The following is a 7,112-nucleotide window of genomic DNA, read 5'->3' as shown; positions in this document are numbered from 1 at the left end:
TTTCTGGTGGCCGAAGTTCACCGGGAAGATGCTCGACGAGCGGCTCGGGAAGATCACCTTCTGGACGCTGTTCATCGGCTTCCACGGCACCTTCCTCGTCCAGCACTGGCTGGGCGCGGAGGGCATGGTCCGGCGGAGTTCCGACTATCTCGCCGTGGAGGGCCTGACCGCGCTGAACACCCTGTCCACGATCTGTTCGTTCCTGCTGGGCCTGTCGATCCTGCCGTTCCTCTACAACGTCTGGAAGACCGCCAAGTACGGCGAGAAGGTGGACGTCGACGACCCCTGGGGCTATGGCCGTTCGCTGGAATGGGCGACGTCGTGCCCGCCGCCCCGGCACAACTTCGTATCGCTCCCCCAGATACGTTCCGAATCCCCGGCGTTCGACCTGCACCATCCGGAGATTGCGGGACTGACGGAACTCACAGAAATGACAGAAGGAGAAATCCCGTATGACCGACTGGCTCGCTGACACGGCGAGGAAGACCGTCAACGAGATCGAGGGATATGTGCTGCTGGAGGGCGAACGGAGTGAGGCGAGAGCGCGCGCCGAGGCGTTCGTCTCACAGATGCCCTGGCTCACCCGCGCGCAGAGCGAAGAGGTGGAACGCCTCTATGTCACCGACCGGATGGACGAATTCCCGGCGTACCTGCGGCGAATAGGCACCCGGAGCGCGGAACTGCGCGGCGAGTACGAGGCGCGCTACCGCCGGCTCCGGCGCCGGCTGGTCGGGGCCTTCGCCGCGACGGCGGCAGGCGGGTTCGCGGCGGTCCTCCTGATCGCGGGGAGCGGCGGATGGGACGTGCTGCACGGGTAGGCGCGGCGGGCGGCGGTGGGCGATGGGCGATGGATCACACTTCCTCCAAGGGGTAGGCGGCCCGGAAACGGGTCATCGCACCCCCGCACATCGTTCGGACCAGCGTGAGGAACGGAAACACCATGAGCACCACAGAGGCCGCGAACGGAAACGGCGGCGCGACCGGGGACCTGTCGGGATGCGCGGCGCTGGTGACCGGTGCGTCCAGCGGCATCGGCGCCGCCACCGCGCTGGCCATCGCGCGGCAGGGCGGCTCGGTCGCACTGGTCGCGCGCCGCGCCGAGCGCCTGGAGGAACTGACCGCCGCCATCGCCGCGCAGGGCGGCACCTCCCTCGCTCTCGCCGCCGACCTGCGCGAGGCGGCGCAGGCGGAAGCTGTGGTCGAGCAGGCCGTAAGCCACTTCGGCCGCCTGGACGTGCTGGTGAACAGCGCGGGTTACGGGGCGCGGAACCCGGTCCTGGACAGCGATCCGGCCGACTGGGACATGATGATCGACGTCAACCTCAGGGCCCTCATCCAGATGTCCCGCTCCGCACTGCCCCACCTGCTGCGGGCGGCGTCGGAGCCGGGATCGCGGGGCGTCGCCGACCTCGTCAACATCGGCTCCGTCGCCGGCCGGCTGGCCCGTAAGGACAACAGCGTGTACTCGGCGACCAAGCACGCGGTCGGCGGCTTCAGCGAGTCGCTGCGCATGGAGGTGACCGGGCGGGGCGTACGGGTCGGGCTGATCGAGCCCGGGATGACGCTGTCGGAGATGACACAGACCGGTCAGTCAGCGGCCGGGCTCGGGATGCCGGAGGAGAAGTGGCTACGGGTCGAGGACATCGCACGGTCCGTCATCTTCATGATCACCCAACCGCCGCACGCCGCCGTCAACGAGATCATGGTGCGCCCGACGGCCCAGGAGCACTGACGCTCGGAGCGGCGTAGCGCCCTCATACCCCAGTGATCGAGGCGGTGAACGAGGCGGTGATCAGCGCGGTGTTCAGCGCGATCGCCGTCGTGGTCGCGTGGCCGACCGAGCCCGCGACGGTCAGCGCCGGCTGCGCGCACGACCCGACCGCCCACACCCCCGGCACCCCGGTGAACCCGTCGGCGTCGGTGGTGACACCCGCGTCCACCACGTCGCAGCCCAGCGCGGCCGGCAGCGCGGAGGCGGGACGACGGGTGGCCGAGGCGAACAGCACACCGCGCGGGAGCAGTTCCCCGTCCGCGAACTCGACGCCCGTCAGGCGCCCCCGGTCGGCGACGACGCGCGCGATCGGGTCCTCCCGTACGGTGACGGACGTACGGCGCAGATGCGCGAGTCGCGCCGCGTCCAGTTCCGCGGGGCCGTCGCTCAGCAGCACCAGATCGTCGGTGAAGCGCTGGAGCAGGAGCAGTTGCAGCCATGCCCGCGCGCCCGAGCCGACCACAGCTACCGGCAGCCCCTGAGCCTCCCAGCCGTGGCAGTACGGGCACGAGACGACGTCCCCGCCCCACAACTCGGCCAGCCCCTCCACCTGCGGCAGATCCTCGGCCACGCCGGTCGCCAGGACCAAAGCGCCGGCCCGCACCGTACCGCCGCCGCCGACGGCGACGACCAAGTCCGGCCCCTCGCGCCGGGCTTCGGTCACCGTCCCGGTGACGATCCGTACGCCGTACCGCCGCGCGTCCGCGCGCGCCCGGTCGAGCAGGTCGGCCGGGGCGATGCCCTCGTGCCCCGCCAGATTGTGCACCGCACGCGCCCGGGCGTTACGCGGCTCGCCACCGTCCACGACGGTGACGCTCCGCCGTGCGCGCCCCAGGACGAGAGCGGCCTGAAGCCCCGCCACACCCCCGCCTACCACCACGATGTCGGCCTCGGTCCGCGTCTCGCCGACACGCTGTTCCGTGGAGTGAGCCATGCCGGAATCCAAACACCGTGTCCGCATGCTGGTCCAGATCTGCTCGCCATGTGAGACACATTGACTCGGCGAGCCGGGCGGGCCTGAGTTGCCGCCGGCCCCATTCCGGGTTACTTTCGATACGCAACCGTAGCGTAGCGAAAATAGGAGTCGGAGTGGCAAGCGCATCGAGTGGCTCGCGGGCCGAGGGAGCGGACGGGCCATCCGTTATGGGGCGGCCGCGTGACACCGGCCGTGGCCTGGCCATCCTTGAGGCGACGCTGTCGCTGCTGACCGAGGTGGGTTACGAGCAGTTGTCCATGGAGGCGGTCGCAAGCCGCTCCGGGTCGGCGAAGACGACGATCTACCGCCGCTACCGCGACAAGGCCGCGCTGGTCGCCGCCGCGGTCGAGCACCGCGCGCACGCCACGCCTCCCGAGCCCGCCTCGGACGATCTTCGGGAGAATCTGCTCGGGCTCGTCTCCTGGCTGGCCCGGCAGATCGCCGAGCAGGAGATCGGCCTGCTCGGGGCACTGTTCGCCGGGATGCGCGGCGACGCGCGTCTCGCGGAGGAGATGCGCCGCATCCTGCGCCGCGACGAGGCCGCCATGACCGACGAGCCGCTGCACAAGGCGATCCGGCACGGAGAGGAGCTGGCCCCCCGGGCCGCGGAACTCTTCGCCGAGGTCGCCCCCGCCGTCATCGTGCACCGCGTTGTGATCGCAGGCGAGCCGTGCGACGAATCGTTCGTCGCACACCTCGTCGACGACATCCTGCTCCCGCTCCTGCGCACCCACTGACCCCGGCCCGCACGCCCGTACGCACGCGTCGGACGCGCGGCGCGGGCACGAAAGGAGCCCCTCACATGATCGTTGTCACCGGTGCGACCGGAGCGCTCAACGGCGCCACTGTCGAACACCTCCTGAAGCGCGTGCCCGCCGAACGGATCGGCGTCAGCGTCCGCGACACCGCCAAGGCACAGCACTTCGCCGACCGCGGCGTGCGCGTGCGCCGGGGCTCCTACGAGGACCCGGCCTCACTGCGGCACTCCTTCGAGGGCGCCGAGCAGGTCCTGCTCGTCTCCTCCAACGACCCCCACGCCGACGCGGTCCCGCTGCACCGCGTCGGCATCGACGCCGCTGTCGCCGCTGGAGCCCGGCGCGTCCTCTACACCAGCCACCAGGGAGCCGGAGCGGACAGTCCCTTCCGCCCGGCCCGCGACCACGCCGCCACCGAACAGCTCCTCGCCGACTCCGGCATCGCCTGGACCGCACTGCGCAACGGCTTCTACGCCCACAGCCTGGGCTGGCTGCTGGGCCCCTGGCAGCAGACCGGCACCATCACCGCCCCGGCCGACGGCCCCGTCTCCTGGACCGACCGCGCCGACGCCGCCGAGGCCGCAGCGGTCATTCTTGCCGGGGACCGCACCTTCGACGGCCCGGTCACGCTCACCGCCCGCCAGGCCGTGACGTTCGACGACGTCGCCGCCCTGGCCTCCGAGAAGACCGGCCGTGACATCGAACGCAGCACGCTGGACGACGAGGAGTGGATCGCGGCCAAGGTCGTCGCCGGCACCCCGGAAGCGATGGCGCGGATGACACTCACCACCTTCCAGGCCGCCCGCGAAGGCCGCTTCACCGGGGTCGACCCGCTGCTCACCGAACTCCTCGGCCGCGAACCGCGCTCCGTCGCCGACCAGCTCACGGCGGACATCGACGCCGCCTGACCAAGGGCCTGTCAGACAGGCCCTAGGCTTCGGGACGTGCCCTCGTACAGCATCGGCCAGGCAGCGGGACTGCTCGGCGTGAGTTCGGAGACCGTCCGCCGCTGGGCCGACGGCGGTCAGCTCCTCATGGAGCGGGACGGTTCGGGCAACAGGGTCATCGACGGGGCCAGCCTGGCGGCCATCGCCAAGGACCGCGCCGTCGGGCTGCATCCGGTGTCCGACGAGATCTTCACGTCGGTGCGCAATTCGTTCGCCGGGATCGTGACGGCGGTCGTGGTCGACGACGTGGTCGCGCAGGTGGAGGTCCAGTCGGGACCGCACCGGCTGGTCTCGATGGTCACCCGGGAGGCCGTCGAGGAGCTGGGCATCGAGGTCGGGGTGACGGTCACGGCGCGCGTGAAGTCGACCAACGTGCATGTCGAACGCCCGGCGCGGGGGCGACAGCCGTAACGGCGCGGCACGACCTGACGCGGCCCGATCCGACGTGACTTGACCGGCCGTGGGTACGAGCGCCCCCTCCGTACGCGTCTACCAGCCTGGTGTTGGTCATCTCCTCACACAAGCAAGGCTGATCGAAGCTTCCGGGTGGCATCTGGGATTCCCCGGCGCGGGGGGTGGGTATCACTGCTGAGGCAGTTCCACGCGGGCCTCCTGAGGGGGAATCTGATGGGCCGGGTCAGTACGCCACCACTCAGCGCCACGCCACGTACCGCGCAGGCACGCACCGCCTCCGCACCCACCGCTACCGCAGCCACCGCCACGACACGCACCGCCGCCGCACGCCCCGCCCAGGCACTCAGCACACCGACGCTCCGCGCCCCGGCGCGCACCGCGCCTCTCCTCCTCCGTGGCGAGGTGGCGCGCCCGCTCTCCCTCACGGTCGCCGACCTGCGGGAGCGCTGGGAGCAGCGGCACGCCGACGTGGTGTTCAACTGCGCGAAGAACGGCCCACGCCCGCACACCTTCGACGGACCGCTCCTGCGCGACGTCGTCCAGGACGCGGGCCCGGCGTTCGACGCGCGGCGCCGCAAGGACCGTTCCCGTTTCCTGCTCGCCGTCACCGGCGGGGACGGGCACCACACGGTGCTGTCCTGGGCCGAGATCGACGCCGACTTCGGCGACATACCGATCCTGCTCGCCACCGCCATGGACGGCCGGCCGCTGGACGCGGAGGGCACCCAGCTCGTGGTGCCGTCCGACCGCTGCGGGGCGCGTTACGTCAGCGCGGTCACCAGCGTGTGGATCGGCGCGTACGCCGTACCGGAGCAGCCGCCGGTCCTCTGACCTGGTTCAGGCGGTCGCGAGCGACTGGTTCAGGTGGTCGCGAGCGAGACCTCGGTGGACTTGATCAGCGCCACCACCGACGACCCCGAGGCGAGCCCGAGATCGGCCACCGCGTCCCGCGTGACGGCCGAGGTCAGCTCGCCGCCCCGGACGGCGACCTTCACGGTCGCCATGGCGGCACCCATCGCGACCTCGGTGACGGTGCCGGGGATCTGGTTGCGGATGCTGAGCCCGTCCACCGCGCCGGTGGCGAGCGCGACCTCGGTGGACTTCACCAGCGCGTGCACCTGTGTGCCCTCGGCGAGTGCCAGTTCCGTCACGGCCTCCTGGGTGATCGCCGCCGTGATCACCTGGCCGCCCTCGATGCGCACCTTGACGGTGGCCATGACCTCGCCGGGGGTCACTGCGACGATGGTGCCTGCGATCCGGTTGCGGATGCTCATGCCGGGGCTCGTGCTCAGACTCATGACTACGCGCCTCACATCGTAGGGAGTGGAATACGCAGGGGATGGAGTGTGACCGGAAGGCCGTTTTGTTCGCATTCATCCGCTATGAACCTCCCACTCTAGCCACAGCTCGGAAAAGCGCCGAAGGAGCACAGTGAAATTCGGAATCTCGACCTTCATCACCGATCAGGGCATCCGCCCGGCCGCCCTGGGCCGGGCCGTCGAGGAAAGGGGATTCGACTCCCTGCTCATCGCCGAGCACAGCCACATCCCGGTGAGCCGCAGGACCCCGTACTCGAACGGCGGTGACCTGCCGGAGAAGTACTACCGCACCCTCGACCCCTTCGTCGCCCTGGCGGCAGCCGCCTCGGTCACCGACCGCATCCTGCTCGGGACCGGCATCGCCCTGGTGGCGCAACGGGACCCGATCCACACGGCGAAGGAGGTCGCTTCCCTGGACCTCGTCTCGGACGGGCGCGCCGTCTTCGGGGTCGGGGTGGGCTGGAACCGCGAGGAGATGGAGAACCACGGGACGGACCCGACCAGGCGAGGCCGCCTCGTGAACGAGCGGCTGGGCGCCATCCGCGCCCTGTGGACAGAGGAAAAGGCCGAATTCCACGGGGAGTTCGTCGACTTCGACCCGGTCTACTCCTGGCCCAAGCCGGTGCAGGACCCGTACCCGCCCATCTATGTCGGCGGCGGCGAAGGCGCGTTCGCGCGCGTCCGGGACTTCGGGGACGTCTGGCTCGCCAACGGCGTGCCGCCGGCCGAACTCGGACCGCAGATCGAGCGGCTGCGCGAGATGGCGGGCCGTGACGTGCCGGTGGCGGTGTACGACGTACTGGACGACCCCGCGGGCCTGGCGGCGTACGCGCGACTCGATGTGGAGCGGGTTCTCTTCGAGCTGGCGCCCCTGCCGGAGGCGGAGACCCTGCACCGGCTGGACGAACTGGCGGCGCTCGCCGCCACCGC

The 7,112-nt window shown here is 70.9% G+C and carries 10 protein-coding genes; 8 read left to right on the top strand and 2 right to left on the bottom strand.

Annotated elements, in window-relative coordinates; translation table 11 throughout:
* The 3 genes from QR77_RS20735 to QR77_RS20725 form a co-directional block, all read left to right on the top strand.
* The coding region (locus QR77_RS20735; protein ID WP_040023532.1) for a cbb3-type cytochrome c oxidase subunit I at positions 1-472 on the top strand (472 nt) is incomplete at its 5' end.
* Positions 453-818, top strand: a complete 366-nt coding sequence (locus QR77_RS20730; RefSeq protein WP_040023531.1) for a hypothetical protein — start codon at positions 453-455, stop codon at positions 816-818. The genes QR77_RS20735 and QR77_RS20730, both read left to right, overlap by 20 nt.
* A 122-nt stretch (positions 819-940) precedes the next feature.
* Positions 941-1,732 carry an SDR family NAD(P)-dependent oxidoreductase gene (locus QR77_RS20725; RefSeq protein ID WP_052488933.1) on the top strand — a complete coding sequence of 264 codons (792 nt, stop codon included), beginning with the start codon at positions 941-943 and terminating at the stop codon, positions 1,730-1,732.
* A 22-nt stretch (positions 1,733-1,754) separates the two neighbouring features.
* Here the strand turns inward: QR77_RS20725 and QR77_RS20720 are convergent, their stop codons facing one another.
* The gene (locus QR77_RS20720) at positions 1,755-2,705 is read right to left on the bottom strand and encodes an NAD(P)/FAD-dependent oxidoreductase (protein ID WP_052488932.1); all 951 of its coding nucleotides are present in this window, start codon (positions 2,703-2,705) and stop codon (positions 1,755-1,757) included.
* Between the two features lie 209 nt (positions 2,706-2,914).
* Here QR77_RS20720 and QR77_RS20715 point away from each other — a divergent pair, with 209 nt between their 5' ends.
* The 4 genes from QR77_RS20715 (at position 2,915) to QR77_RS20700 (ending at position 5,694) form a co-directional block, all read left to right on the top strand.
* Complete coding sequence (locus tag QR77_RS20715; protein WP_040023529.1) at positions 2,915-3,484, top strand: TetR/AcrR family transcriptional regulator; 570 nt, start codon at positions 2,915-2,917, stop codon at positions 3,482-3,484.
* Between the two features lie 65 nt (positions 3,485-3,549).
* Positions 3,550-4,410, top strand: a complete 861-nt coding sequence (locus QR77_RS20710) for an NmrA family NAD(P)-binding protein (RefSeq protein WP_040023528.1) — start codon at positions 3,550-3,552, stop codon at positions 4,408-4,410.
* 36 nt (positions 4,411-4,446) lie between these two features.
* A complete protein-coding gene (locus QR77_RS20705; RefSeq protein WP_040023526.1) occupies positions 4,447-4,860 on the top strand; it encodes a TOBE domain-containing protein in 414 nt (137 codons plus the stop codon).
* 216 nt (positions 4,861-5,076) lie between these two features.
* Positions 5,077-5,694 (top strand): molybdopterin-dependent oxidoreductase, encoded by a 618-nt coding sequence (locus QR77_RS20700; protein ID WP_078876946.1) that lies wholly within the window; start codon positions 5,077-5,079, stop codon positions 5,692-5,694.
* A 29-nt stretch (positions 5,695-5,723) separates the two neighbouring features.
* Here the strand turns inward: QR77_RS20700 and QR77_RS20695 are convergent, their stop codons facing one another.
* Positions 5,724-6,161: a TOBE domain-containing protein gene (locus QR77_RS20695; RefSeq protein WP_236710748.1), complete on the bottom strand. Its 438-nt coding sequence runs from the start codon at positions 6,159-6,161 to the stop codon at positions 5,724-5,726.
* Between the two features lie 133 nt (positions 6,162-6,294).
* Here QR77_RS20695 and QR77_RS20690 point away from each other — a divergent pair.
* Positions 6,295-7,112: LLM class F420-dependent oxidoreductase (locus QR77_RS20690; protein WP_052488931.1), on the top strand; the 818-nt coding region annotated here is incomplete at its 3' end.

Origin of the sequence: Streptomyces sp. 150FB, from assembly GCF_000818195.1 — a bacterium.
In the GTDB taxonomy this organism is placed as follows: Bacteria; Actinomycetota; Actinomycetes; order Streptomycetales; family Streptomycetaceae; genus Streptomyces.
Note: the sequence above shows the minus strand (reverse complement) of the source record. Positions and strands in the feature narration are given on the sequence as shown.

Bases quoted from the DNA above. Each gene is read 5' to 3' on its own strand.
- QR77_RS20725 (WP_052488933.1), top strand. From the start codon at position 941: ATGAGCACCACAGAGGCCGCGAACGGAAACGGCGGCGCGACCGGGGAC.
- QR77_RS20730 (WP_040023531.1), top strand. From the start codon at position 453: ATGACCGACTGGCTCGCTGACACGGCGAGGAAGACCGTCAACGAGATC.
- QR77_RS20710 (WP_040023528.1), top strand. From the start codon at position 3,550: ATGATCGTTGTCACCGGTGCGACCGGAGCGCTCAACGGCGCCACTGTC.
- QR77_RS20720 (WP_052488932.1), bottom strand. From the start codon at position 2,705: ATGGCTCACTCCACGGAACAGCGTGTCGGCGAGACGCGGACCGAGGCC.
- QR77_RS20715 (WP_040023529.1), top strand. From the start codon at position 2,915: ATGGGGCGGCCGCGTGACACCGGCCGTGGCCTGGCCATCCTTGAGGCG.
- QR77_RS20700 (WP_078876946.1), top strand. From the start codon at position 5,077: ATGGGCCGGGTCAGTACGCCACCACTCAGCGCCACGCCACGTACCGCG.
- QR77_RS20695 (WP_236710748.1), bottom strand. From the start codon at position 6,161: ATGAGTCTGAGCACGAGCCCCGGCATGAGCATCCGCAACCGGATCGCA.